Origin of the sequence: Sphingomonas lenta (assembly GCF_002288825.1) — a bacterium.
In the GTDB taxonomy this organism is placed as follows: domain Bacteria; phylum Pseudomonadota; class Alphaproteobacteria; order Sphingomonadales; family Sphingomonadaceae; genus Sphingomonas; species Sphingomonas lenta.
The window spans coordinates 473,547-496,096 of sequence record NZ_NSLI01000003.1 but is presented as its reverse complement, the minus strand read 5'-3'; the positions used below and the strand labels follow the sequence as shown (position 1 = coordinate 496,096).

The window sequence follows — 22,550 nt, the reverse complement described above, 5'->3', positions numbered from 1 at the left end:
TCCGTTTACACGAACCGGCGCGCGAACTCCTGGTTGAGCGCCAGCGCGAGCAGCGTCGCGATCGCGCCCGAGAGCAGGTACGCGCCCGCGGCGATCAGGCCGAGCTCGGCCGACAGCACGAGGGCGGCAAACGGCGCGAAGCCCGCGCCGATTAGCCAGGCGAGGTCGGAGGTGAGTGCGGAGCCGGTGTAGCGGTGTCGGGGCGAGAAGCTGCCCGCCATCGTGCCTGACGACTGGCCGAACGCCAGGCCTAAGAGCAGGAAGCCGACGATCATGTACACGGCCTCGCCCAGGTCGCCGCCGTTCAGCAGCTGCGGCGCGAAGCCGCTATAGGCGGCGATCAGCGCGGCGGAGACGGCGAGCAGCCCGCGCCGGCCGAGCCGGTCGGCGACGAGGCCGGACGCCATGATCGCGAGCACGCCCACGGCTGCGCCGATCATCTCGATGACGAGGAAGCGCACCGGGTCCTCGGGCGTGAACAGCACCACCCAGGAGAGCGGGAACACGGTGACCATGTGGAACAGCGCGAAGCTGGCGAGCGGGGCGAACGCGCCGAGCAGCACCGTGCGCCAGTGGCGGCGGAGCGTCTCGCCGACGGGTGCCGGCTGGAGCTCGCGGCTCTCGTAGAGGCGCTGGAACTCGGGCGTGGCGACGATGCGGAGACGGGCGAAAAGCGCCACCACGTTGATCGCGAAGGCGACGAAGAAGGGATAGCGCCAGCCCCAGCCGAGGAAATCGGCGTCCGACAGCGTCGTCAGGAAAAAGGCGAACAGGCCGCTCGCGACCATGAGGCCGAGGGGTGCTCCGAGCTGCGGCATCATCGCGTACCAGCCGCGACGGTTCTCCGGAGCGTTCAAGGATAGGAGCGACGGCAGGCCGTCCCACGCGCCGCCGAGTGCCGCGCCCTGGCCGATGCGGAACGCTGCCAGGAGCGCCGCCGACCACCAGCCGATCTGCGCGTGGCCGGGCAGAAAGGCGAGCGCCATGGTGGATCCGCCGAGCAGGAACAGTGCGGCCGTCAGCTTGACGACGCGACCGTGATGCCGGTCGAGCCATAGGAAGCCGAGCGTGCCGAGCGGCCGCGCGATGAAGGCGAGCGCGAAAACGCCAAAGGAGTAGATCGTCCCCGTCAGCGCGTCGGCATAGGGGAAGACCAGCGACGGGAACACCAGCACGGACGCGATGGCGTAGACGAAGAAGTCGAAGAACTCGGACGTGCGGCCGATAATCACGCCCACCGCGATGTCGCCAGGCTTGGGCGCGTGGCCGTCCGAATTCACGACCGCGGCGTCGCGTTCGAGGGCGGAGGAGTTCAAGGCGGCGGCGGTCATAGGTTACACGGAGTCCTGGTGGTCGCGGGCCCATATGCGCGGGGCGGCACTGACTTGGGATAGGACAAAGTGTCCAATCCTACGCGCACGACGCGCCCCCTAGATCGGCCGCGTCATGGTACGCGCCAGCCGTCTCCTCCCCCTCGCCGCCCTGCCGATGCTCGCCGCCTGCGACTGGGTCGTCATGAACCCGGCGGGCGACGTGGCGAGGCAGCAGGCGGACTTGATTGTGGTCTCCACGGTGCTGATGCTGCTCATCATCGTGCCGGTTATGGCGATGACGGTGTTCTTCGCGTGGCGCTACCGCGCGCAGCGGAAGACGGCGGCCACCTACGACCCCGAGTTCGACCACTCCACCACGCTGGAGCTCGCCATCTGGGGCGTGCCGCTGCTCATCATCATCGCGCTGGGCGCGCTGACCTGGACGAGCACGCACCTGCTCGACCCCTACCGCCCGATCGCGCGCATCGCCGAGGGGCGCCCCGTGCCCGCGGGCGCGGAGCCGCTGGAGGTGCAAGTCGTCGCGCTCGATTGGAAGTGGCTGTTCATCTACCCCGAGCAGGGGATCGCTACCGTTAACGAGCTCGCCGTCCCCGTCGACCGCCCGCTCCGCTTTCGCCTCACCGCGTCGAGCGTCATGAACAGCTTCTACGCGCCCGCGCTCGCAGGACAGATCTACGCCATGCCCGGCATGGAGACGAAGCTCCACGCCGTGCTCAACCGGCCGGGCAGCTTCGAAGGCTTCTCCGCCAACTATTCGGGCGCGGGCTTCTCCGACATGAAGTTCCGGCTGCACGGGCTCGACGCGTCCGGCTTCGACCAGTGGGTCGAGCGCGTGCGCGCCTCAGGCGGGCGTATGGAGGCGGGCAGCTATCTGCCTCTGGCGAGGCCGTCCGAGAAGGAGCCGGTGCGCCGCTTCGCCGCCGTCGACCCCGCGCTCTGGGACCGCATCGTCGGCCAGTGCGTCGAGCCCGGCCGGCCCTGCGGTGGCCACGGGCATGGCGGCCACAAGACCGAGGGCGCGCTCCAGCGCGAGCGGCACGCCCCCGCCCCGCACATGACCGCGCCCCACAACAGCGAGCACGCGCCCGGCGTCACCCGGCCCGGCGCGCCCGCCAACCGCAACATGTCCTGAGCCAGAACCATGTCCACGCCCACTCACTCCGAGACCACATCCTCCATCTTCGGCCGGCTCGGGCTCGAGTCGTTCCCGCTGCACGAGCCGATCATCGTCGCGACCTTCGGCGTCGTAGCGCTGGGCGGCGTCGCGCTCTTGGGCGCGCTGACCTACTTCCGGCTCTGGGGCTATCTCTGGCGCGAGTGGTTCACGAGCGTCGACCACAAGAAGGTCGGCATCATGTACATGGTGCTGGGCGTCGTCATGCTGCTGCGCGGCTTCGCCGACGCGCTGATGATGCGCGGGCAGCAGGCGGTCGCGTTCGGCGAATCGCAGGGCTACCTCAACGCCCACCACTATGACCAGGTGTTCACCGCCCACGGCGTGATCATGATCTTCTTCGTCGCCATGCCGCTGATCACGGGCATCATGAACTACCTGATCCCGCTCCAGATCGGCGCGCGCGACGTCGCCTTCCCGTTCCTCAACAATTTCAGCTTCTGGATGACGGCCGCGGGCGCGGTAGTGATCATGATGTCGCTGTTCGTGGGCGAGTTCGCGCGCACGGGCTGGCTCGCCTTTCCGCCGCTGTCGGGCATCGACTTCAGCCCGGACGTCGGCGTCGACTATTACATATGGGCGCTGCAGGTGGCGGGCGTCGGCACGACGCTGTCGGGCATCAACCTGATCGCGACGATCGTGAAGATGCGCGCGCCGGGCATGACCATGATGAAGATGCCCGTCTTCTGCTGGACGTCGCTCTGCTCCAACATCCTGATCGTGGCCAGCTTCCCGGTGCTGACAGCCACGCTCGCGCTGCTCAGCCTCGACCGCTACGTCGGCACGGCCTTCTTCACGAACACCAACGGCGGCAACCCGATGATGTACGTGAACCTCATCTGGATCTGGGGCCACCCGGAGGTCTACATCCTGATCCTCCCCGCCTTTGGCATCTTCTCGGAGATCGTGTCGACCTTCAGCGGCAAGCGGCTCTTCGGCTACACGTCGATGGTCTACGCGACCGCGGTCATCACCATCCTGTCCTACCTCGTCTGGCTCCACCACTTCTTCACCATGGGGTCGGGCGCGGCGGTCAACAGCTTCTTCGGTATCACCACCATGGTGATCTCGATCCCCACGGGTGCGAAGATCTTCAACTGGCTGTTCACCATGTACCGCGGCCGCATCCGCTTCGAGCTGCCGATGATGTGGACGGTCGCCTTCATGCTCACCTTCGTGGTGGGCGGCATGACGGGCGTGCTGCTGGCGGTCCCGCCGGCGGACTTCGTGCTGCACAACTCGCTGTTCCTGGTGGCGCATTTCCACAACGTCATCATCGGCGGCGTGCTGTTCGGCCTGTTCGCGGGCATCCAGTATTGGTGGCCCAAGGCGTTCGGCTTCCGCCTGCACGAGGGTCTCGGCCGCGCCAGCTTCTGGCTCTGGGTGGTCGGCTTCGTCACCGCCTTCGCGCCGCTCTACGTGCTGGGCCTCATGGGCGTGACGCGCCGCCTGCGCCACTTCGACGACCCCAGCCTGCAGATCTGGTTCGTCATCGCAGCCGTCGGCGCGGTGCTGATCGCGGGCGGCATCGCCGCCATGCTCGCCCAGTTCGGCTGGTCGATCTACAAGCGCGAGGAGCTCCGCGACGTGACGGGCGACCCTTGGGACGGCCGCACGCTCGAATGGTCCACCAGCTCGCCGCCCCCGGCCTACAACTTCGCCTTCACGCCGGTGGCGCACGAACTCGACGCCTTCTACGACATGAAGGCGCGGGGGCATGAGCGGCCGCTGGCCGGCTACCGCCCGATCCACATGCCCAAGAACACAGGGACCGGCGTGATCCTGGCGGGCCTGTCTGTCGCCTTCGCCTTCGCGATGGTGTGGTACATCTGGTGGCTCGCGGCGCTCAGCCTCGCCGCGATCGTCGGCGGCGCGATCTGGCACAGCTTCAACTACGACCGCGACTACCACATTCCGGCCGTGGAGGTCGCCCGCGTCGAAGGGGAGCGCACCCGCGCGCTCCAGGGCGCAGCCCGACCCCGCGACCCCGACAGCCCGCGCGAGCAGGACCGCGACGTCCTCGCGCTGGCGGGAGCTTGAACCCATGAGCGCCATGACCCCGATCGGTCCCTCCTTCTACCTGACGGAGGAGGACCACCATCCCGAAGGCTCCACCGCGCTCGGCTTCTGGATGTACCTGATGAGCGACTGCCTCATCTTCGCGGTGCTGTTCGCCACCTACGGCGTGCTCGGCACCGCCTATGCGGGCGGGCCGACGCCCGCCGAGCTGTTCGACCTGCCGCTGGTGGCGCTCAACACGAGCATGCTGCTGCTGTCGTCGATCACCTACGGTTTCGCGATGATCGCGATGGGCGAAGGGCGGCAGCGCGCGGTGCTTGGCTGGCTCGGGATTACCGGCCTGTTCGGCGCGGCGTTCCTCGGTATCGAGATGTACGAGTTCGCGCACCTGATCCACGAGGGCGCGACGCCGCAGCGCTCCGCCTTCCTGTCGAGCTTCTGGACGCTGGTCGGCACGCACGGGCTCCACGTCTTCTTCGGCCTCGTCTGGCTCGTCGTGCTGATGGTGCAGGTCGCCCGGCGCGGCCTGATCGAGGCCAATCAGCGCCGCGTCCAGTGCCTCAGCATGTTCTGGCATTTCCTCGACGTCGTCTGGATCGGCGTCTTCACCTTCGTCTACCTGCTCGGAGTTCTGCGATGAGCGCGCACAACACCCACGCGTCCGGCGAGGCGCACGGCACGCGCCGCGATTACCTGATCGGTTTCGGCCTGTCGGTGGTCCTGACCGCCGTCCCCTTCGCGCTGGTCATGCTGGGCCAGCTCGACAAGCAGACCACCGCGCTCTTCGTGATGGGCGCGGCCCTCGTGCAGATCGTGGTGCACATGGTCTACTTCCTCCACATGAACACCAGGTCGGAGGGCGGCTGGACGTTCATGGCGCTCGTGTTCACGGCGGTGCTGGTGGTGATCACGCTGGCCGGATCATTGTGGGTCATGCATCATTTGAACGCGAACATGATGCCCGACATGCAGCAGATACAGGCGATGGGGTGAGGGTCCGCCCTGCCCTGTCCCACATGCCGTCATGCCGGACTTGATCCGGCATCCATGCGCGTACGTCGTTCACGAGCGCACCGCTTGCAGACAGGAACGCGCGTGGACCCCGGGTCAAGCCCGGGGTGACGAGCTAGGGTCGTAGCATGGCGACCACCTCGGCGCGGCGCTCCCGCCCGACCTTCTACATGCTCGTCCTCGCCGGCCTCGCGTTGATGGCCGGCTTCGTCGCGCTCGGCGTGTGGCAATTCGAGCGCCGCGCGTGGAAGCTCGACCTGATCGAGCGCGTCGAGGCGCGGGTGGACGCGGCCCCGGTCGCCGCGCCCGGCCCGACGATCTGGCCGCGCGTCGACCGGCAGGGCTATGAGTACCTCAAGGTCGACGCGACCGGCCGCTTCCTCCACGACCGCGAGACGCTGGTGCAGGCCGTCACCGATTACGGCGCCGGCTACTGGCTGCTCACCCCGCTCGCGACCGACCGCGGCTTCACGCTGCTCGTCAACCGCGGCTTCGTGCCGCAGGACCGGAGCGCGCCCGTGACCAGGCCCGAGGAGGCCGTGACCGTCACCGGCCTGCTTCGCCTAACCGAGCCCGGCGGCGGGTTCCTGCGCAGCAACGACCCGCGAGCCGATCGCTGGTACTCGCGCGACGTCCAGGCGATCGCCGGCGCGAGAGGTCTGGGCAATGTCGCACCCTACTTCATCGACGCCGTAGCGTCCGGTTCGGACGACTTTCCGAAGGGCGGCCTGACCCAGGTCCGCTTCCGCAACCAGCACCTGCAATACGCCCTCACCTGGTTCGCGCTCGCGATCCTGACCGCGGTCGGCCTGTACCTCCTCGTCCGCTACGAGCGGGGTCGGCGATGACCGACGCACGGCTCCTCACCCTCGGCCGTCGGCCGCCCAGCGTCGACGCGGCGGCCGACAATCTCCGCCAGCTCGTCCAGCTGCGCTGGCTGGCGGTGGTGGGGCAGCTCGTCACCATCCTCATCGTCCGCTACCGGCTCGGCGTGCCGCTGCCCGTCGAGCCGATGGTCGCGACGGTGGCGGCGCTGGCGGCGGTCAACCTCGTCTGCGTCCGGCTGCTCCGCCGGCGCGAGGTGACCAACTGGGCGCTGTTCCTGTCGCTCGTGGTCGACGTCGGCGCGCTCACCGTGCAGCTCTACCTCAGCGGCGGCGCCACCAATCCGTTCGCCGCACTCTACCTCCTCCAGGTGGTGTTGGGCGCGATCCTGCTCGAGGCCTGGTCGGCCTGGGTGCTCGTGGTGCTGACGGGCGCGTGCTTCGCGCTGCTGACGGCCGTGTACCGCCCGCTTCGCTTGCCGCCCGCGCTGCAGGGCGAGGCGGGGTCGCTGTTCCTGCTGGGCGAGTGGCTCAACTACGGTCTGATCGCGGTCCTTCTCGTGCTGTTCATCGGCCGCATCGGCGCGATCATCCGCCAGCGCGACCGCAACCTGGCCGAGCTGCGCCGCCGCGCGGCCGAGGAGGACGGCATCGTCCGCATGGGCTTGCTCGCGAGCGGCGCGGCGCACGAGCTCGGCACGCCGCTCGCCAGCCTGTCCGTGATCCTGGGCGACTGGCGGCGCATGCCGGCCGTCCAGGCCGACCCTTCGCTGATGGAGGAGGTCGCGGAAGCGCAAGCGGAGGTCGAGCGCTGCAAGGCGATCGTGACGGGCGTGCTCGCGTCCGCGGGCGAGCCGCGCGGGCTGGCGCCCGAGCCGATCGGCGCGCGCGCCTTCCTGGAGGGGCTGGCCGAGGACTGGCGCACGCTGCACGAGCGCGAGCCGCTGTTCGTCGACTTGGCACTCGACGAGGAGGAGCGGATCATCGCCGACCCCTCGCTCCGCCAGGCGGTGTGGAACCTGCTCGAGAACGCGCGCGAGGCGTCGCCCGGCCAGGTCACGCTGGCGGCGCGGCGCGAGGACGGCGCGCTGAAGGTGACGGTGCTCGACCGCGGCGAGGGCTTCGCGCCCGACCTGCTCGCGTCGCTCGGCCGCCCACTCCAGTCGAGCAAGGGACCCGGGCACGGGGTCGGGCTGTTCCTGACGGCGAACGTCGCGCGCAAGCTCGGCGGGCGGCTGGATGTGGAAAATCGGGAGCGCGGAGCGGCGGTGACGCTGACCCTGCCGCTCGCCACGATCGGAGCGAACGAGGCGTCGTTGAGATGGACCAGGACCAGCGCACCCTCCTCCTCGTAGAGGACGACCAGACCTTCGCCCGCACGCTCGCCCGCTCGTTCGAGCGGCGCGGCTACGCGGTGCGCGTGGCGCACGGGCCCGACGAGCTGGACGCGATCTTGGCCGCGTTCGAGCCCGACTACGCCGTCGTGGACCTGAAGCTCGGCGCGGCGTCGGGGCTGACGGTGGTGCAGCGTCTCCACGCGCACGATCCGGAGATGCTGATCGTCGTGCTGACCGGCTTCGCGAGCATCGCCACGGCCGTGGAGGCGATCAAGCTCGGCGCGTGCCACTATCTCCCCAAGCCCGCCAACACCGACGACATCGAGGCCGCGTTCCACAAGGCGGAGGGCGACGCCGACGTGGCGATCGGCGCGCGGCCGACGAGCATCAAGACGCTGGAGGCGGAGCGGATCAACGAGGTGCTAGCGGAGACGGGGTTCAACATCTCGGAGACCGCGCGGCGGTTGGGCATGCACCGGCGGACCTTGGCGCGGAAATTGGGGAAGCGGCATGTGGGGTAAGAAGGCGCCCGCCTCTCCTCCTCCCCGTCATGCCGGACTTGATCCGGCATCCACGCGCGTCCGCTTGGTCGAGAAGACAGTCGCGAACGAGGCGAACGCGCATGGACCCCGGAACAAGTCCGGGGTGACGGTGGGGGGACTCAAGGTCAGCCCCACCCTCCTCGCCGGCGCCACCCTTCTCGGCGCCGCAGCCCTCGCCATCCTCGTCGCCGAGCGCCGCCGGCCGTTGCGCGACCGCACGCTCCCCGACCGCGGCCGCCTTCCCACGAACGTCGCGCTCGGCGCGATGAGCATGGCCGCCATGTCCGCGGTCGAGGCGCCCGCCTCCCGCGCGCTCGCGCGCTGGTGCGAGCGGAACGGCGTCGGCGTCGCGCAGGCGCTGCCGGGGCCCGCCTGGGCGCGCGACGCGGTCGGGTTCCTGCTGATGGATTACACGACCTATGTCTGGCACGTCCTCACGCACGAGGTACCGGCGTTGTGGCGGCTCCACCTCGTCCATCACGTCGACCTCGACCTCGACGCGTCCACCGCGCTCCGCTTCCACGCGGTCGACATGCTCGTCTCGGCACCCTTCCGCTGTGCCCAGGTGCTCGTGTCGGGCGCTTCGCCGCGCGCGCTGGAGGTCTGGCGCGGCTGGTTCTTCCTCGCGGTGCTGTTCCATCACAGCAATCTCCGCCTGCCCGAGCGCTGGGACCGGCTGCTCGCGCTCGCCGTCACCACGCCGCGCATGCACGGCATCCACCACATGGCCGAGCCCGACCGCACGGGCTCGAACTGGTCGAGCGGCCTGAGCTTCTGGGACCGACTCCACGGCACTTTCCGCCTCGACGTCCCGCAGAGAGGCCAGCCGATCGGCGTCAAAGCGTATCGCGAGCACCTCGACGTCCGGCCCTCGCTCGCCCTCCCCTTCTCGCGCCAGCGCGACGCGTGGGAGCCGCCGCCGGCCCGAAACGTTGGCCTGGGCGAGGAGGACCACCATGCCCGAACTGCTCCAGCCGTCCCAACTCAGCCATGAGCTCCGCGAGGGGACCGGCCCCGACCTGACCAACCGCCGCATCGGCATCGGCCTGAGCCTGTTGGGCGCGGTGCTGGCGGGCGCGGTGACCGCGTACCAGACGGGGCTGGTGAAGCGCCTGCCCGACATCCTTCCGGGCAAGATCTGGGACGCGGAGAAGGTGGACGCGTCCGACTACGCCTATTCCATGCTCCAGCAGCCGGACGGGCCGATGATGCTCGTCAACTACGGCCTAACCGCGATGGCGCTGGCGGCGGGCGGCAAGGACCGCGCCCGGCAGAACCCGGCGCTGTCCTACGTGACGGTTGGCAAGGCCGCGGCCGACTTCGCGACCTGCCTTGCGCTGGCGACCCAGGAATGGCGCGAGAACAAGAAGCTGTGCAGCTACTGCCAGATCGCCACCGTCATCTCGGGCGCGACGCTGGCGCTTAGCCTGCCGGAGGCGATCCGCGCCGGCCGAGGTGGCGAGACGGTTCACTAACCCAGGTTGGCGCGGACGTGCGCCGGATTTGTTTTCAAGCACATGAAAGCGCGTGACGGGCCCGCATCCGCCCGTTACGCTCGCGACTCAGAGGATGCCGATTGAATAGCCTGGAACTGATCAACGTCCGCAAGGCGTACGGCAAGACGCCGGTGCTGGACGACATATCGCTGGCGCTCGAACCGCGCGAGTTCGTCGCGTTCCTGGGCCCTTCGGGTAGCGGCAAGTCGACGCTGCTCCGCATCATCGCAGGCCTGGAGACGGCGGACGCGGGCGAGGTGCGGCTCGACGGGCGGCGCATCGACCAACTGCCGCCGGGCGACCGCGGCGTCGCCATGGTGTTCCAGCACTACGCGCTCTACCCGCACATGACGGTGCGCGGGAACATGGCGTTCGGCCTCAAGAACGCGCACGTCCCCCCCGCCGAGATCGCCGCCCGCGTCGCCGAGGCCGCGCGCATCCTGGAGATCGAGGCGCACCTCGACAAGCGCCCCGGCCAGCTGTCGGGCGGCCAGCGCCAGCGCGTCGCGATCGGCCGCGCGATCGTGAAGCACCCGCGGCTGTTCCTGCTCGACGAGCCGCTGTCCAACCTCGACGCGGCGCTCCGCATGCGTACGCGGCTCGAGCTCGCCGATCTGCGCCAACGCGTCGACGCCGCCTTCGTCATGGTGACGCACGACCAGGCGGAGGCGATGACGCTCGCCGACCGCATCGTCGTCATGAACGACCGCCGCATCCAGCAGGTCGGCGCGCCGATGGAGATTTATCTCCGCCCCGCCAACAGCTTCGTCGCGCGCTTCGTCGGCTCGCCGGCGATGAATCTTCTGCCCGTCGAACCGGTCGCCAACGGCGCGCTCGTCCGCGTGCGCTTGGGCGACGGCGCGGAGGTGGAGACGCGCGTGGCGCTCAACGGCTTCGGCGGCGGCACGCTGGAGCTCGGCCTGCGCCCCGAGAACGTCGAGGTCACCGCGCCGGGCGGCGGCACCACCGACGCCAAGGTCGAGCTGGTCGAGCGGCTGGGCGAGCGCACGCTCGTCTACGCCAAGCTCCGCAGCGGCGACGAGATCACGGGCGAGGACGAGGGCAACAGCCGCGTGCGCGTCGGCGACGTGGTGGGGCTGCGGATCAAGGGCGAGCGCGCGCATCTGTTCGACGCGCAAGGCGTGGGCCACCATGCCGAGGCGGGGGCGTGAGGACCGCACGCTGGCAGGGGCTGGCCTATGTCGCACCATTCCTGATCCTCTACGCCGCGCTGCTCATCTTCCCGCTGCTCATGGGTATGGGGCTCAGCTTCTATCGCGCCGACCTGTTCGGGGCGAAGGTGTGGACGGGTCTCGGCAATTACGGGCGGCTCCTCTCCGACCCCGTGTTCCTCCACGCGCTCCGCAACACGTTCAAGCTCGTGCTGCTGATCGTGCCGACGCTCACCGCGCTCACGCTGGCGCTGGCGGTCGCGCTCAACCGACGGACGCGAGGCGCGGCGGTGCTGAGGGGCGTGTTCTTCTCCTCGTCGGTGCTGTCCGTCACGATCGTGACGCTGATCTGGCGCTTCGTGCTGACGCCCGACGCGGGGCTGTTCGCCGAGGTGGCGCAGGCGCTGGGCCGCGAGCCGCTGCCCTGGCTCAGCCACCCCGACCTCACCATCCCGGCGCTCGCGCTCACCACCATCTGGTGGTCGATCGGTCTGCCCATGATGCTGTTCCTGGCGGGGCTGCAGCAGATCCCGTCCGACATGTACGAGGCTGCCGCGCTCGACCGGTCGAGCCGCTGGACGACGTTCCGGCGCATCACCCTTCCCCAGCTTCGCCGCACGCTGCTCCTCGTCGTGATGCTCCAGACCGCGGCGCAGCTCCAGCTGTTCGGCCAGGCGCAGCTGCTCACCGCCGGCGGCCCGAGCGGCGCGTCGCGGCCGGTGGTGCTGTTCATCTTCGAGGTGGCGTTCGTCCGCTGGGAGCTGGGCTACGCGCTCGCCGCGGCCGAGATCCTGTTCACGCTCGTGTTGCTGGCGACCTTGGCGCAGTACTGGGCGGCGCGCCCGCGCGAGGACGCGCGATGAACCGCGACCGCATGCCGCCGCTGGCGCTGGTGCTGACGCTGGTGGGCGCGGCCGCGATGGTGGCGCCGCTCGTCTGGACGGTGCTTCTGTCGCTGAAGAGCAACGCCGAGCTCCTGCAGGACACGGGCGCGGCGTTCCGTGGGCCGTACACGCTCGAGAACTACGGCGCGATCCTCAAGGGCGACATGGTGTTCCGCTGGTTGCTCAACTCGCTGATCGTGTCGCTCGGCACGACGGCGGGCGTGCTGGCGCTCTCGTCGCTCGCGGGCTTCGCGTTCGCGCGGCTCGACTTCCCGTTCCGGCGCACGCTGTTCGTGTTCGTGCTGCTGGGCCTCGCCATCCCCGAACAGGCGGTGATCCTGCCGCAGCACCGGCTGTTCGCATGGTTAGGCCTGCACAACAGCTATCCCGGCCTGATCCTGCCGGGGCTGGTCGGCTCGTTCGGCGTGTTCTTCATGACGCAGTATTTCCGCGGGCTGCCGCGCGATCTGGACGAGGCGGCGGCGCTTGACGGCGCGTCGACGTTCCAGATCTTCGCGCGCGTGCTGCTGCCGCTCACCGTGCCGGCCCAGGCGACGCTCGGCGTGTTCACCTTCCTCGGCTCGTGGAACGCCTATTGGTGGCCGCTCATCTCGGCGACGACGAGCGACCGCTTCACGCTCACCGTCGGCCTCGCCTCCGCCCAGGCCAACTATGCGCAGACCAACGGGCTCGGCTATCTGATGGCGCAGGCGGTGTTCGCGTCCTTGCCGATCCTCATCGTGTACGTCCTGTTCCAGCGCCAAATCGTCAACGCGATCGGCGGCGCGGTCAAATGAGGCGGTGGCTCGCCCCGCTGCTCCTGCTCGGCAGCTGCGCCCAAGGACCGGACCGCACGGAGATCCACCTCCAGCGCTTCTTCGGCGATTGCAGCGCCGAGTACGGCCGCTCGCTCGACATCGGCGGGGCGGAGGGCGAATGCGGCATCGTCACGACGCTCCTGAACCGCTTCCGGGCCGAGAACCCCGACATCGAGCTCAAGATCAACATCGTCGCCTGGCCCGGCTACGCGCAGCTCGCGGCGCAGATGGCGGCGAACGAGCCGCCCGACCTGGTGACGATGCACCAGGGGCTGATCACCGACTATCAGACCCGCGGCCTCCTCCAACCGCTCGACGGCGTGCTCGCCCAGGCGGGACTCCAGCCCGCCGACTTCACCGCGGCGGGCCAGCGCGGCGTCGTCAAGGACGGCCGCGTCTACGGCCTCCCCTGGGACACGGTGGGTGGCTTGTTCCACGTCAATACACGGCTGTTCGAGCAAGCCGGATTGATGGAGGGCGGCCGCCCCGTCCTGCCGCGCTCCGCCGACGAGTTGCTCGCCCATGCGCGCCGCTTCAAGGCGGCGACGGGTAAACCCTATCTCGTCCAGAGCTCGGTCAACGACCCCGCCACGCACACGCGCAACCTCTACACCTACCTCCTCGCGCAGGAGGCGGTGATCTTCCCCGACGCGCGCCACGTCCGGCTGCGGACGCCCGAGGCGAAGCGCGTACTCGAGCTGTTCCGCACGCTGGAGCGCGAAGGCCTCACCACGACCAACCAGGACAACCCCGCCGCCATCGCGAGCTTCTTAGGGGGAGAGGGCGGCGTGTTTCCTACGGGCACCTGGATGATCGGCCCCTTCGACGCGGAGGCGAAGACGCCCGGCCGCCCGCTCTACGGCGCCTATGCGGTCTTCCCCTACCCGCGCCTGTTCGGGCGCGAGGCGTCGTTCGTCGACGGCCATAGCTGGGTCATGCCGCGCCGCGAGCGCACGCCCGAGCAGGAGGCCGCTATCGCCCGGCTGCTGCGCTTCATGGCGGAGCGCAATTTCGACTGGTCGCGCACCGGACACCTGCCCGCCGTGCAGGCGGTGGTCGACGACCCACGCTTCCGGGCGCTGCCCCACCGCGCCGACATCGCGCCGCTCGCGTCGAACGGCCGTCTGCTCCCGCCCTACGTCCAGCGCCAGGGCGCGATCGAGGGGCTGATCGGCGAGGAGGTCGCGTCCGCGGTGGCGGGCACCAAGTCGGTCGACCGGGCGCTCGCCGACGCCGAGCGGCGGGTCAACGAGCTGCTGGCGAGCACGCTCTAAGGGACGCCGACCGACGCCCGCCGGTCCACCTCGTCGCGCGTCGCGGGACGGCCGATCAGATAGCCCTGCACCTGGTCGCAGCCCCATTCGCGCAGGCGCTCCAACTGCCGCTCGGTCTCGACGCCCTCGGCGACGATCCGCACCCCCAGGCTCCGCCCCAATCCGATCGTCGCCTTGACGATCGACGCCGAGGGCTGGTGCGTCAGCATGGCGGCGACGAAGCTCCGGTCGACCTTGAGCTTGTCGAACCCGAAATCCTTGAGGTTGCTGAGCGAGGAGTGGCCGGTGCCGAAATCGTCCATCGCGATCCGCGCGCCCGCCGCCTGCAGCCGCCTGAGCGTCGCGAGCACCGCGTCGCGATGGTGGCCGAGCAGCGTGGCGCTCTCCGTCACCTCGAACTCCAACCGGTCGGCCGCGACGCCGTGACGCTCGGCGAGCGAGAGCAGCGCGCCGCCCAGGTCGGGCTCGCGGAACTGGATGGGCGACAGGTTGAGCGACAGCGCGACCGACGGATCCCAGGTCGCGGCGGCCGCGATCGCCTGGTCCGCCATCCAGAGGCCGATCCGACCGATCTGCCCCGTCGACTCGGCGATGGGGATGAATTGGGCCGGCGCGATCTCGCCGAGCTCGGGATGCCGCCAGCGCAGCAGCGCCTCATGGCCGACGACGCGCATCGCCCCCGCGGTCGCGATCGGCTGGTACACGACGTACAGACCGCCCGCCTCGATCGCGTCCTCGAGGTCGCGGGCGAGCCGGCGCTTGAGCCTGATCTCCTCCTGCAGCCCCGTGTCGAAGAAACGCGCGGTGTTCCGGCCGTCCCCCTTGGCGCGGTAGAGCGCCATGTCCGCCGAGTTGTAGAGCTCGTCGCCGTCCTGGTCGGGCCCGGAGATCGCCACGCCGACGCTCATCCGGATCGCCACCTCCTCGTCCGCGGTCTTGGCGGTCGCGCGCGACAGGCGGGACAGCAACGCTTCGGCGGCGGCGGGCTGCGAGGGCGCGACCTGGATCACGGCGAACTCGTCGCCGCCGATCCGCGCCACCAGGTCGTCGGCGCGGATGCAGTCCGCCAGCAGCGCGGCGGCGCGGCGCAGCGCCTCGTCGCCGCCGGCATGGCCGAACCGGTCGTTGATGCCCTTGAACCCGTCCATGTCGATCGCGAACACGGCGACCTGATCGCCCGTCCGGCGGCTGCGCGCGAGTTCGTGCGCGAGGCGGTTCTCGAAGAGCAGCCGGTTGGGCAATCCGGTCAGCGCGTCGTGGTGCGCGAGGAAGTCGACCCGGCGCTGCGCGGCGCGGCGCGCCTCGACCGCCTCGCGATATTCGGACAGCCCGCGCGCCAGGTCGCCCAGCTCATCCGCGCGCTCCAGGCCGGGCACGCCCGCCGCGTCCGGCCGCTCGTCGTCGAAGTCGCGCAACCGCGAGGCGATCGCCACGATGGGCTTCAGAACGCGCAGGCGCAGCCACACCGCCATCGCGAACAGCACGGCGACCGCCGCCAGCGCGCCGGCGAGCAGCCGGACGGTGTTGCGGCGGCTGAACGCGATGTTGGCGTCGACCGCCTCCTCGATCGCGCGGCCGAGCGCCTCGCGCGCCTCCGTCCGCTCCGCCTCCAGCCGCTTCAGCGCGCCGAGGAAGCCGGGCATCTCCGCCTTGATCGCCGTGGGATCGCGCCGGGCGACCTCGATGAGGTCGCGCGCCGTGGGCACGAAGCCGAGCGCCGCCGCGCGCGTCTGCGCCAGCGCCTCGTGCAGCTCGGGGGATAGGGCGGCGGCGTCGCCGCCGTTCGACGACGCGGACAGCACGGCGAACGCCCGCAGCTCGGCGGCGAGCTCCGCCCAGCGCCTGTCCGCGACGGGCTTGCCCTGCTCCGCGACGCGCGTCGCGTCGCCGAGCGCGAGGCGGAGCCGCCGTTGCGCCCGATCCTCGCGATCCTGCCGCCGGAGCAGGTGCGTCAGCTGGTCGATGCCCTCGTTCGCCGCCTGCACCTGCCCGCCGACCCTGAGCCCCGAGGCCACGAGCAGCACGGACAGCAGCAGCACCGCGGCGCAAGCCGCCGTCACCCTGGTGGCGATCGAAATCCGCACGGCGAGATCCTCCTCGGCCGCGCGGTGTAAACAACAAGGGTTACCGCCGGGTTAGGCGCGCCCCGGACGTGTCAGCGGATGTGGAAGCCGGCACCCCCGCCCTCCCCGTCGTCGGTCCGCTCGCGTCCGGCGAGCACGTTCTCCAGCTCGTCGAGCGAGTGCGGCACGTCCAGGTGCTGCGCGCCGACATATAGCCGGGTGCCCTCCTCCTGCGGCACGGCGTGGGTGAGCTTGTCGATGTCGATCAACGCCTTGCCGGACGGCAGGATCTCGATCTGGACGAAGCGCATGGCGACCTTCCTTTCAGCGCCGCCCTTATCGCCGGATCGCCCCCGGCCCAAGCCCGGGCGATCTCCGCCCGCGAACGGGCCGTGCGGGAATCAGGCGGATGCACCACGCTGATCGAAGCGGCTGACCTGCCGACTGGTGATCGGGATATGGTGCCGCCTACAGGACTCGAACCTGTGACCCCCGCATTACGAATGCGATGCTCTACCAGCTGAGCTAAGGCGGCACGCCATGCCACGCGGGGCTCGTGGGGCCCGCGGCTGGAAGGCCGGCCGAATAACAGCACAGGCGGGCGCTGGCAAGCGCGCTCGCCCGCTTTACGCGGCGTTTACCATCGTTCCGGCAAACATGCCCGCGACAGGGGCCCGCGATCGGTGCGGCGCCCCAGGGGACAAGGGCATGGACTTGAGCCACGGTCTGGATGCGGGCGCGGACGTCGAGATGGAGACGGACGAGTCGGGCGTCGGCGAGCAGATGTTCGACCTGGGCGGCGACGAGCGCCGCATGCATGTGCGCGCCTATAATCACTGGGTGTCGCTGCTGAAGGGCCAGCCCTTCCCCGCCATCGCCGATCTCGATCCGGCCGCCATCGCCGATTTCGGCGACAACAGCGTGCTGCTCGACTTCACGGACGGGATCGAGGACCCGGTCATCTCCTATCTCGGCCGGTCGCTCCGCGACGAGTGCGGCATCGTCGGCAATCCGCTCCGCGTCGCCGACGTGCCGTCGCGCTCGTTGCTCTCGCGGCTGACCGATCATTATCTCCAGATCATCGCTAATCGCGCGCCGATCGGCTTCGAGGCCGAGTTCGTCAACACGCGCGGGCACACCACGCTCTACCGCGGCATCTTGATGCCCTACTCGTCGGACGGCGCGGCGATCGACTTCATCTACGGCGTGATCAACTGGAAGGAGCTGGCCGATCCGGTCGTCCAGGCCTCGCTCGACGCCGAGCTCGCGGCCGCCGTCCGCGCCGCGCCCGCGCCCACCGACGCGCCCGTCTGGGCCGACGGGCCCAGCCACGGCTTCGAGGACGAGGAGGGCGAAACCCCCGCCACGCTCGACGCGCGGCTGATGATGGCGCGCGAATCGGCCGCCGCGGTGCGCGCCGCCGACACGCGCAGCCGCGCCGCGCTCTACCGGGCGCTGGGCCGCGCGCACGATTTTGGGCTCGCCGCCGAGGAAGACCGCGACGCCTATGCTCGCATCCTCGCCGAAGCCGGCATCAAGGAGCAGGCGCGCGCGCCCATGACGCCCGTCGCCAAGCTCGTCTTCGGCGCGGACTACGACAAGACGCGCCTGACCGAGTTCGCGACCGTGCTGGGCCACGCCCGCGACCGCGGCGTGCGTGCCGGCGAGCTTTCCGAGTGTCTGTCCGGCTTCGCGGGCGGCATCAAGGCGGTGGTGGCCGAGGCCCGCGCCGCACGCGCCAAGCCGCGGGCGAAGCCCGCGCCCGTGCTCGCCGACCGTGCGCCCCTGGCCCGTATCGACCTCCAGCAGACCGCCGAGCCGGGCCATGTCGTGGTGCTCGTCGCACGCGTGTCGGCGGGAGGTGGGCTCGACGTGGTGGGCCAGCTCGACGATCCCAAGCTGACCGACCGGGCCGTCCGCGCGCTCGGCTGAAATCGTCGCATCCGTTACGGAGGGTTGAGCCGGCCGCGCGGCGGGCGTAGGCCGGCCCCATGCTGACCAACGCAAATCAATCGCTGGTGGACGCGCTGCGCGACCGCCTCGTGCGCGGCGCGCTGCCCGCCGAGCTCCAGGGTTTCGGGGACGCCGAGCAGGCGGAGGCCGCCGCCTTTCTCGTCGCGGCCGCGATGGACCGTCGCCCCGGCAAGCCCGTCATCGCGCTGGAGGCGATCGCCGCCGACGACGTGCGCCGGCGCATGCGCATGGGCGTGATCAACGACGACATGCCATTCCTGGTCGATTCTATCGCGGCGGAGATCGGCGAGCGCGGCGTCGCGATCGACCGCATCATCCACCCCGTGGTCCCCGTCACGCGCGACGATCACGGACGGCTGACCGGCATCGGCGGTGACGGGGGCGAGGGCGGCCGCCCCGAGTCGATGATCTACCTGGAGCTGGAGCGCGTCGACGCGCGCAGCCGCGCGGCGCTGGAGACGGAAATCGCCGCCGTGCTCCTCGACGTGCGCGTCGCCGTCGAAGACTGGCCGCAGATGCGCGAAGCGCTCGCGCGTGACGCCGAATCGCTCGGCTCGGGCGAAGGCGCGGAGCTGCTGCGCTGGTTCTCGGGCGGACACCTGACGCTGCTCGGCCATGAGCGCTGGACGGCGGACGGCGACGCCGCGCGGCTCGGCATCGCGCGCAACCGACACCGGGTGGAGATCCTCGACGAAGCCTCGCGCCGCCTCGCGCTCGCGCGGTTCGAGCAGGGGGCGGAGGCGCCGCTGCTCATCAAGTCGAACCATATCTCCGCGGTGCACCGCGCCGTACCGCTCGATCTGATCCTGCTGCCGATCCGTGACAGCGGGCGCGTCACGGGCCTGTCGATCCACTCCGGCCTGTGGACCAGCGCCGCGCTTTCTGCGCCCGCGCGTAGTGTTCCCATCGTTCGCGAGCGCCTGCGCGCGCTGGAGGAGAAGTTCGGCTTCGACCCGCGCGGCCATACGGGCAAGGCGCTGGCGCACGCCGTCGGCGCGATGCCGCACGACTTGGCGGTCGCGTTCGAGCCGGAGGCGCTGGAGGCGCTCGCGCTCGCCTCCATGAGCCTCGCCGACCGGCCGCGTCCGCGGCTCGTGCTCGTGCCTTCGCCGCTACGGCGGCACCTCTACGCCTTCGTCTGGCTGCCGCGCGACGAGCTCAATACCGCGCGCCGGGTCGCGATCGGCGAGATGCTGAAGGAAGCGGCCGGCGCCCAACTCCTCAACTGGCAGATCCAGATCGACGAGGTGACAGCGCTCATCCGCTACACGCTGGACATCACGGACGGCGCGTCGCTGCCCGACGAGGCGGAGCTGGACGCGCGGCTCGCGCGCATGATCCGCGGCTGGGCGCCCGAGGTCGAGGCGGCGCTGGCGGAGCAGGTGCCGCAGCGCACCGCGGCCCGGCTCGCGCTTACTTGGGCCAACGCTTTCCCCAACGGCTACCGCACCGCGCGCTCGGGCGCGGAGGCCGCGGCCGACATCCTGCGCCTCGACCAGCTCACCGACGAGGGCTCGCGCTCGGTCCGGATCGTCGCCGAGGAAGGCCGGACGCGGCTCAAAATATACCGCCGCGGCGGCCCGCTGCCGCTGTCGGACGCGGTGCCCGTGCTCGAGAATTTCGGCTTCCGCGTCGTGGAGGAGATCCCCACCGCGCTCAACGACGCGGACCGCACCTACCTTCACGATTTCGAGGTCGAGGCGGGCGGCGCGATCGGGAACGTGGCCGTGCTGGAGGGCGCGGTCGCGGCCGTGCTGGAGGGCCGCGCCGAGAACGACCTGTTCAACCGCCTGATCGTCGAGGCGGGCGTCGAGCCCTTCGCGGTGGTGCTGTTCCGCGCCTGGTTCCGCTACCTGCGCCAGGCAGGGCTCCCCTACGGCTTGGCCACCGTGGTCGACGCGCTGCGCCGCGCGCCCGCGGTGTCGAAAGCGCTGATCGAACGCTTCGCCGCCGCGCACGGGCCTGAGGAGGGCGACGTCGCCGCCGCCGACGAGCAGGTCGCGCGCGGGCTGGACGCCGTGTCCGCGATCGACGACGACCGCATCCTGCGCGCCATCAATGCGGTGATCGCCGCCACCTTGCGCACCAACGCCTTCGCGCCCGCCGCCGAGCTGGCGCTGGCGTTCAAGCTCGACTCGGCGCGCATCCCGGGCCTGCCCGCTCCCCTGCCCTGGCGCGAGATCTGGGTCTACAGCCCCCGCGTCGAAGGCATCCACCTCCGCGCCGGCCCTGTCGCGCGCGGCGGCTTACGCTGGTCGGACCGGCGCGACGATTTCCGCACCGAGATCCTGGGGCTCATGAAGGCGCAGCGCGTGAAGAACGCGGTGATCGTGCCCACGGGCGCGAAGGGCGGTTTCTACCCCAAGCAGCTCCCCGCCCCGTCCAACCGCGACGCGTGGCTCGCGGAGGGGACCGAGAGCTACCGCGTCTTCATCCGCACATTGCTGTCGGTGACCGACAACCTCGTCGAGGGCCGGGTCGTCCACCCGGAGGGCGTGCGCGTCCATGACGGGCCCGACCCGTACTTTGTCGTCGCCGCCGACAAGGGCACCGCGACCTTCTCCGACGTGGCGAACGCGATCGCCTTGGAGCGCGGCTTCTGGCTCGGCGACGCCTTCGCGTCCGGCGGCAGCCAGGGCTACGACCACAAGGCGATGGGCATCACCGCCAAGGGCGCGTGGATCTCCGTCCAGCGCCACTTCGCCGAGCGGGGCGTCGACGTGCAGACGCAGTCGATCAGCGTGGTCGGCTGCGGCGACATGTCGGGCGACGTGTTCGGCAACGGCATGCTGCTGTCCCGCGCGATCAAGCTCGTGGCGGCGTTCGACCACCGCCACATCTTTATCGACCCTTCGCCCGACCCCGCGCGTTCGTACGAGGAGCGCGCGCGCATGTTCGCGCTGCCGCGGTCGAGCTGGGAGGATTACGACAAGTCGCTTATCTCGGCCGGCGGCGGCGTGTACGCGCGGACCGAGAAGGTGATCCGCCTCTCGCCCGAGGCGCAGGCCGTGCTCGGCGTCACCCAGGCCGAGTTCGAGCCCGCGGCGCTCATCTCCGCCATCCTGAAGGCCCCGGCCGACCTCATCTGGTTCGGCGGCATCGGCACCTATGTGAAGGCGGCGGCCGAGAACAACGCGGCCGTCGGCGACCCCGCCAACGACCGCCTCCGCGTCGACGCCGAGCAGCTCCGCGCCACCGCGATCGGCGAGGGCGCGAACCTGGGCGTGACGCAGGCGGCGCGCATCGCGTTCGCCGCGCGCGGCGGGCGCATCAACACCGACTTCATCGACAACTCGGCGGGCGTCGACTGCTCGGACAACGAGGTCAACATCAAGATCGCGCTCAACCGCGAGATGATGGAGGGCCGCCTCGCCGAGGGCGACCGCAACGCGCTGCTCGCGTCGATGACCGACGACGTCGCGCACCTCGTGCTTGAGGACAACCGCCTCCAGACGCTGGCGCTGTCCATCGCCGAGGCGGACGGCGCGGCGGCCACCCCGTCCTACGTCCGTGCGATCGAGATCTTCGAGACGGCAGGCCGCCTCGACCGCCAGGTCGAAGGCCTCGCCGGCAACGAGGAGCTGCTGCGCCGCGGCCAGTCGGGCCAGGGCCTCACCCGCCCCGAGCTCGCCGTGCTGCTCGCCACCGCCAAGCTCGCGCTGCAGGACGCGATCGAAGCCGCGGACCTGGGCAGCGACGACGCGCTGCTGCCTGACCTCCGCGCCGCTTTCCCGCCCGCGATGCGCGAGCGGTTCCAGGACGCGATCGACGCGCACCGGCTGCGCCGCGAGATCGTCGCGACCAAGCTCGCCAACCGTATCGTCAACCGGCTGGGCCTGCTCCACCCGTTCGAGCTCGCCGAGGAGGAGGGCGCCGCCGCGGGCGACATCGCCGCTATGTTCGTGGTCGCCGAGCGGCTGTTCGGCCTGCCCGAGCTATGGGCGGCGATCGAGACGACGCCGATGCCCGAGTCGGGCCGCCTCGCGCTGTTCGACGAGGTCGCGGCCGCGACGCGCTCGCACGTCGCCGACCTGCTCCGCGTGGTCGTGCCGGGCGTGGGGCCTGGCGACGTGCTCGCCTATCTCGCGCCGCGCGTCCGCCAGCTCGACGCCGCGACGGGCCAGCTGCTGCTCGAGGAGGCGCGCATGCAGAGCGGGCGTATCCGCTCCGGCCTGGAGGCGGCGGGCGCGCCGTCCGAGCTGGCGGGCCGCGTCGTGCGCCTGTTCGAGCTCGACGGTGCGATCGGCCTGGCCGAGCTCGGCGGGCGGCTCGGGCTCGACGAGGTCACGCTGGCGCGCGCCTTCACGCATCTGGGCCAGGCGCTCGGGCTCGACTGGGCGCAGGCCACCGCCGCGCGCATCGTATCGAGCGATCCGTGGGAGCGGCTGCTGATCGCAGGCCTCGCGCGCGACTTCCAGCAGCTGCGCCTCGAATTCCTGAGCCGCGCGCAGGGCGACCCGCAGGAACAGGTCGAAGACTGGCTCCGCCGCAACGCCGCGCGCGTGGCGCAATTCAAGGCGCTGATCGACCGCGCGCGGCTGGTCGCGAAGCCCAGCGCCGCGATGCTCGCGCAGATCGCCGGCCAGGCGCGGGTGCTGTTGGGGCGGTAGGAACCGGGAAGGCCCGCT

General features: G+C 70.7%; 18 protein-coding genes and 1 tRNA gene. 15 read left to right on the top strand and 4 right to left on the bottom strand.

Annotated features, from left to right (window positions below; genetic code table 11):
• Window positions 1-5: 5 nt before the first annotated feature.
• Complete coding sequence (locus CKY28_RS09615; protein WP_095998106.1) at window positions 6-1,331, bottom strand: MFS transporter; 1,326 nt, start codon at window positions 1,329-1,331, stop codon at window positions 6-8.
• A 115-nt stretch (window positions 1,332-1,446) separates the two neighbouring features.
• Between CKY28_RS09615 and cyoA the strand changes: the two genes are divergently transcribed.
• The 13 genes from cyoA to CKY28_RS09550 all read left to right on the top strand — a co-directional run bounded on the left by cyoA (window position 1,447) and on the right by CKY28_RS09550 (window position 13,885).
• Window positions 1,447-2,466: a ubiquinol oxidase subunit II gene (gene cyoA / locus CKY28_RS09610; RefSeq protein ID WP_245841748.1), complete on the top strand. Its 1,020-nt coding sequence runs from the start codon at window positions 1,447-1,449 to the stop codon at window positions 2,464-2,466.
• Window positions 2,467-2,475: 9 nt separating this feature from the next.
• Window positions 2,476-4,548 (top strand): cytochrome o ubiquinol oxidase subunit I, encoded by a 2,073-nt coding sequence (gene cyoB / locus CKY28_RS09605; protein WP_095998105.1) that lies wholly within the window; start codon window positions 2,476-2,478, stop codon window positions 4,546-4,548.
• Between the two features lie 4 nt (window positions 4,549-4,552).
• Window positions 4,553-5,167: a cytochrome o ubiquinol oxidase subunit III gene (gene cyoC, locus CKY28_RS09600; RefSeq protein ID WP_095998104.1), complete on the top strand. Its 615-nt coding sequence runs from the start codon at window positions 4,553-4,555 to the stop codon at window positions 5,165-5,167.
• Entirely contained in the window at window positions 5,164-5,520 is a 357-nt protein-coding gene (cyoD, locus tag CKY28_RS09595; RefSeq protein ID WP_095998103.1) for a cytochrome o ubiquinol oxidase subunit IV, read from the top strand. The genes cyoC and cyoD overlap by 4 nt, the downstream gene beginning before the upstream one ends.
• A 146-nt stretch (window positions 5,521-5,666) precedes the next feature.
• Window positions 5,667-6,386 carry an SURF1 family protein gene (locus CKY28_RS09590; protein ID WP_425442497.1) on the top strand — a complete coding sequence of 240 codons (720 nt, stop codon included), beginning with the start codon at window positions 5,667-5,669 and terminating at the stop codon, window positions 6,384-6,386.
• Window positions 6,383-7,717: an ATP-binding protein gene (locus CKY28_RS09585; RefSeq protein ID WP_095998102.1), complete on the top strand. Its 1,335-nt coding sequence runs from the start codon at window positions 6,383-6,385 to the stop codon at window positions 7,715-7,717. The genes CKY28_RS09590 and CKY28_RS09585 overlap by 4 nt, the downstream gene beginning before the upstream one ends.
• Window positions 7,684-8,220 carry a response regulator transcription factor gene (locus CKY28_RS09580; protein WP_095998101.1) on the top strand — a complete coding sequence of 179 codons (537 nt, stop codon included), beginning with the start codon at window positions 7,684-7,686 and terminating at the stop codon, window positions 8,218-8,220. Before CKY28_RS09585 ends, CKY28_RS09580 begins: the two co-directional genes overlap by 34 nt.
• A 124-nt stretch (window positions 8,221-8,344) precedes the next feature.
• On the top strand, window positions 8,345-9,235 hold the full coding sequence (locus CKY28_RS09575) for a sterol desaturase family protein (protein ID WP_217989576.1): 891 nt from the start codon (window positions 8,345-8,347) through the stop codon (window positions 9,233-9,235).
• Window positions 9,198-9,716, top strand: coding sequence for a vitamin K epoxide reductase family protein (locus tag CKY28_RS09570; RefSeq protein WP_095998099.1), 519 nt, complete (start codon window positions 9,198-9,200; stop codon window positions 9,714-9,716). Before CKY28_RS09575 ends, CKY28_RS09570 begins: the two co-directional genes overlap by 38 nt.
• Before the next feature lie 101 nt (window positions 9,717-9,817).
• On the top strand, window positions 9,818-10,909 hold the full coding sequence (locus CKY28_RS09565) for an ABC transporter ATP-binding protein (RefSeq protein WP_095998098.1): 1,092 nt from the start codon (window positions 9,818-9,820) through the stop codon (window positions 10,907-10,909).
• Window positions 10,906-11,772, top strand: a complete 867-nt coding sequence (locus tag CKY28_RS09560) for a carbohydrate ABC transporter permease (RefSeq protein WP_245841746.1) — start codon at window positions 10,906-10,908, stop codon at window positions 11,770-11,772. Before CKY28_RS09565 ends, CKY28_RS09560 begins: the two co-directional genes overlap by 4 nt.
• Complete coding sequence (locus CKY28_RS09555) at window positions 11,769-12,590, top strand: carbohydrate ABC transporter permease (RefSeq protein WP_095998097.1); 822 nt, start codon at window positions 11,769-11,771, stop codon at window positions 12,588-12,590. Before CKY28_RS09560 ends, CKY28_RS09555 begins: the two co-directional genes overlap by 4 nt.
• Window positions 12,587-13,885 (top strand): ABC transporter substrate-binding protein, encoded by a 1,299-nt coding sequence (locus CKY28_RS09550; RefSeq protein WP_095998096.1) that lies wholly within the window; start codon window positions 12,587-12,589, stop codon window positions 13,883-13,885. Before CKY28_RS09555 ends, CKY28_RS09550 begins: the two co-directional genes overlap by 4 nt.
• Here CKY28_RS09550 and CKY28_RS09545 read toward each other — a convergent pair.
• The 3 genes from CKY28_RS09545 to CKY28_RS09535 all read right to left on the bottom strand — a co-directional run bounded on the left by CKY28_RS09545 (window position 13,882) and on the right by CKY28_RS09535 (window position 16,483).
• A complete protein-coding gene (locus tag CKY28_RS09545; protein ID WP_141243898.1) occupies window positions 13,882-15,969 on the bottom strand; it encodes a putative bifunctional diguanylate cyclase/phosphodiesterase in 2,088 nt (695 codons plus the stop codon). The genes CKY28_RS09550 and CKY28_RS09545 overlap by 4 nt on opposite strands.
• Before the next feature lie 71 nt (window positions 15,970-16,040).
• Window positions 16,041-16,259: a hypothetical protein gene (locus CKY28_RS09540; protein WP_095998094.1), complete on the bottom strand. Its 219-nt coding sequence runs from the start codon at window positions 16,257-16,259 to the stop codon at window positions 16,041-16,043.
• Between the two features lie 148 nt (window positions 16,260-16,407).
• Window positions 16,408-16,483: transfer RNA gene (locus CKY28_RS09535), tRNA-Thr, on the bottom strand.
• A gap of 173 nt (window positions 16,484-16,656) precedes the next feature.
• Here CKY28_RS09535 and CKY28_RS09530 point away from each other — a divergent pair.
• Together CKY28_RS09530 and CKY28_RS09525 are read left to right on the top strand one after the other, a co-directional pair.
• Window positions 16,657-17,880 (top strand): PAS domain-containing protein, encoded by a 1,224-nt coding sequence (locus tag CKY28_RS09530; RefSeq protein WP_095998093.1) that lies wholly within the window; start codon window positions 16,657-16,659, stop codon window positions 17,878-17,880.
• Between the two features lie 59 nt (window positions 17,881-17,939).
• The gene (locus CKY28_RS09525; protein WP_176473038.1) at window positions 17,940-22,532 is read left to right on the top strand and encodes an NAD-glutamate dehydrogenase; all 4,593 of its coding nucleotides are present in this window, start codon (window positions 17,940-17,942) and stop codon (window positions 22,530-22,532) included.
• Window positions 22,533-22,550: the final 18 nt, after the last annotated feature.

Excerpts from the sequence above, each read along its gene's own strand:
- CKY28_RS09615 (WP_095998106.1), bottom strand. The coding sequence starts at position 1,331 with ATGACCGCCGCCGCCTTGAACTCCTCCGCCCTCGAACGCGACGCCGCG.
- cyoA (WP_245841748.1), top strand. The coding sequence starts at position 1,447 with ATGGTACGCGCCAGCCGTCTCCTCCCCCTCGCCGCCCTGCCGATGCTC.
- cyoB (WP_095998105.1), top strand. The coding sequence starts at position 2,476 with ATGTCCACGCCCACTCACTCCGAGACCACATCCTCCATCTTCGGCCGG.
- cyoC (WP_095998104.1), top strand. The coding sequence starts at position 4,553 with ATGAGCGCCATGACCCCGATCGGTCCCTCCTTCTACCTGACGGAGGAG.
- cyoD (WP_095998103.1), top strand. The coding sequence starts at position 5,164 with ATGAGCGCGCACAACACCCACGCGTCCGGCGAGGCGCACGGCACGCGC.
- CKY28_RS09590 (WP_425442497.1), top strand. The coding sequence starts at position 5,667 with ATGGCGACCACCTCGGCGCGGCGCTCCCGCCCGACCTTCTACATGCTC.
- CKY28_RS09585 (WP_095998102.1), top strand. The coding sequence starts at position 6,383 with ATGACCGACGCACGGCTCCTCACCCTCGGCCGTCGGCCGCCCAGCGTC.
- CKY28_RS09580 (WP_095998101.1), top strand. The coding sequence starts at position 7,684 with ATGGACCAGGACCAGCGCACCCTCCTCCTCGTAGAGGACGACCAGACC.
- CKY28_RS09570 (WP_095998099.1), top strand. The coding sequence starts at position 9,198 with ATGCCCGAACTGCTCCAGCCGTCCCAACTCAGCCATGAGCTCCGCGAG.
- CKY28_RS09555 (WP_095998097.1), top strand. The coding sequence starts at position 11,769 with ATGAACCGCGACCGCATGCCGCCGCTGGCGCTGGTGCTGACGCTGGTG.
- CKY28_RS09550 (WP_095998096.1), top strand. The coding sequence starts at position 12,587 with ATGAGGCGGTGGCTCGCCCCGCTGCTCCTGCTCGGCAGCTGCGCCCAA.
- CKY28_RS09540 (WP_095998094.1), bottom strand. The coding sequence starts at position 16,259 with ATGCGCTTCGTCCAGATCGAGATCCTGCCGTCCGGCAAGGCGTTGATC.
- CKY28_RS09530 (WP_095998093.1), top strand. The coding sequence starts at position 16,657 with ATGGACTTGAGCCACGGTCTGGATGCGGGCGCGGACGTCGAGATGGAG.
- CKY28_RS09525 (WP_176473038.1), top strand. The coding sequence starts at position 17,940 with ATGCTGACCAACGCAAATCAATCGCTGGTGGACGCGCTGCGCGACCGC.